Source organism: Okeania sp. SIO2F4, assembly GCF_010672385.1.
GTDB lineage: Bacteria > Cyanobacteriota > Cyanobacteriia > Cyanobacteriales > Microcoleaceae > Trichodesmium.
Window position 1 is genome coordinate 1 of sequence record NZ_JAAHGT010001210.1, and the last position, 2,345, is coordinate 2,345.

Genomic DNA, 2,345 nt, shown 5'->3' on the forward strand with positions numbered 1-2,345 from the left:
TTTTTTCATAAGAACTAGGCGGAAAAATTTCTCACCCCTTCTCCGAGTCCGAGGTGCTTCATAAAATGAATATAACTATTTCCCCATACGCAATAGTCGGAAAAATTTCTCACCCAGACTCCGAGTCCGAGGTGCTTCATAAAATGAATATAACTATTTCCCCATACGCAATAGTCGGAAAATTTCTCACCCAGACTCCGAGTCCGAGGTGCTTCATAAAATGAATATAACTATTTCTCCATACGCAATAGTCGGAATCGTAGATGCTTCATAAAATGAATACGACTATTTCCCCATACGCAATAGTCGGAAAAATTTCTCAACCACACTCCGAGTCCGAGGTGCTTCATAAAATGAATAGGATAGCTAAATTTTACAATTAATGAGCAGTATTTAACTTTTTCTCCAACTGCCGACTACCGACGGACATGGCATAACAAATAATCCAAAAAAGTACACCATCAAATAAATAAACTTCGGCATAATCTCCTAAAAATTGTGGTTGAGCTAAAACCGAACGACTAATACCCAACAATTCTACTAATCCTACAATTGATAATAGAGTTGTATCCTGAAATAGACTAATAAACTGACCAACTATTGATGGAATAGCAACTTTTAAAGCTTGAGGTAAAACAATCAATCCTAAACTCAATGGAGTATTTAAACCTAATGCTTTTGCCGCTTCAGTTTGACCTCTAGGTACAGATTGTAAACCACCTCTAACATTTTCTGCTAAATAAGCGGAACTAAATAAAGTTAATCCTAAAATTGCCCGTAAAATTCTGTCAGGTCGCATTCCATCTGGCAAAAATAGAGGAATCATAATTTGCCCCATAAACAGAATTGAAATTAGAGGCAATCCCCTAATAATTTCAATATAACCAATAGAAAATATTCTAATGACTAGCAATTTACTTTGCCTACCTAAAGCCAATAAAACTCCTAACGGGAAAGATAAAAAAATGCTCACTACAGCCATTAATATAGTTAACATTAAACCACCCCAATCATTTGTAGATACAGATTTTAAACCTAATCCGCCTCCGATTAACCAGAGAATCAATAGAAATGCAATAAACCAAGCAAAAGATAAATATTTACCTAAGTTACTATTTTTTTTGCCTAATTGTTTTCCTATCCAGGCAGTAGCAATAACTAAAATCACCATTCCTACAAGTAATAATTTAAATGGCATAGCCACAGGAATCAATAACAGAATTGCAGGTAAAACAGCGATAAAAATCAAGACAGGCAAGGTAAATAATGTCGCTGAGTTTCTGGCAATAACTCCCCAAGAAAAACCAGAGAAACTAGAGATTATGCCAACTATTAGCCAAATACGCCAATATTGGTCTCTGGGATATCTACCAACCATTAATAATGGCAAGTTAACTTTGATAACCTGCCATTCTGCTTCTGTTGTTGCCCAGAAAATAAAGTTAGTTATGCCCCATAAAATTAGACTGAATAATATTAGGGTTAGTAAGGTGTTGTACCAGGTACTAAAAAAATTTTTTCTCAACCATTCTATAGAATTAGTTTCTACAAATGGTGGAGCAGAGGATTTAGCAGAGGATTTATTTGTATTAATTGTTTTCATGCATTCATAATATAGTAAAAAAACTTAAATTGTGTAGGTTGGGTTGAGGAATCAAAACCAAACATTTGTAAGCATTCAGCTATTAGCAGTCAGCTGTCAGCTTTTGATTTTTGCTAAAGTCCAGTTAATAATAATCCTTATGAAAAAGGCAATTATATTTTGTCTCTTGGAATACTCAGTTAGGAAAAATTTAGGGGATAGGAAGTAAGGAACAAGGCGAAAGAGCGAAAAATGTTGTCGCTTCAACAGCTATATAATTTTTATTATGGCTAATTAATTATACTTGATATTAGCTGATTGCTGAGACCTGAATCCTTACCAACATTTTAAGTGGTAGAAGTTAAGTAAGTATCATTAATTAGGTACAATCTTGGCATAATAAATGATTAGTAAAATAATGGAAGTTATATGAAGTTATATTATGTCTCTTTGAATAACCACAATAAAAAATTTAGGAAGTAGGGAGTAGGTAATAAGGGGAAGTTTGTTTGCGCAGCATTCCACAGGAAAAAATATTCTCACTTAGGGAGAAGAAGATTTTTATTTTTGCTAATTAATTAGGGTTTGCGGAATAAAGTATGAGTGATAGGGGTAGGAGTCAGGAGACAGGAGTTAGGGGAATTATAGAGGAGGTAGGAGTAAGAATTATCCCTCAATTTTTATGTCCTTAATTTTCCCAAAATGCGCTCCTTTTTGAGCGTAATATACTAAAACAAGAGCACTTTTGGGAATCTAAGAAGGC

Annotated in this window: 1 protein-coding gene; it reads right to left on the reverse strand. The window is 34.3% G+C overall.

What is annotated here, in order from left to right:
* Positions 1-379: 379 nt before the first annotated feature.
* The gene (locus F6K22_RS38950) at positions 380-1,603 is read right to left on the reverse strand and encodes an amino acid ABC transporter permease (RefSeq protein WP_293110306.1); all 1,224 of its coding nucleotides are present in this window, start codon (positions 1,601-1,603) and stop codon (positions 380-382) included.
* Positions 1,604-2,345 lie beyond the last annotated feature (742 nt).

What these genes read in the sequence shown, in the direction of transcription:
- F6K22_RS38950 (WP_293110306.1), bottom strand. Translation starts at nt 1,603, where the DNA reads ATGAAAACAATTAATACAAATAAATCCTCTGCTAAATCCTCTGCTCCA.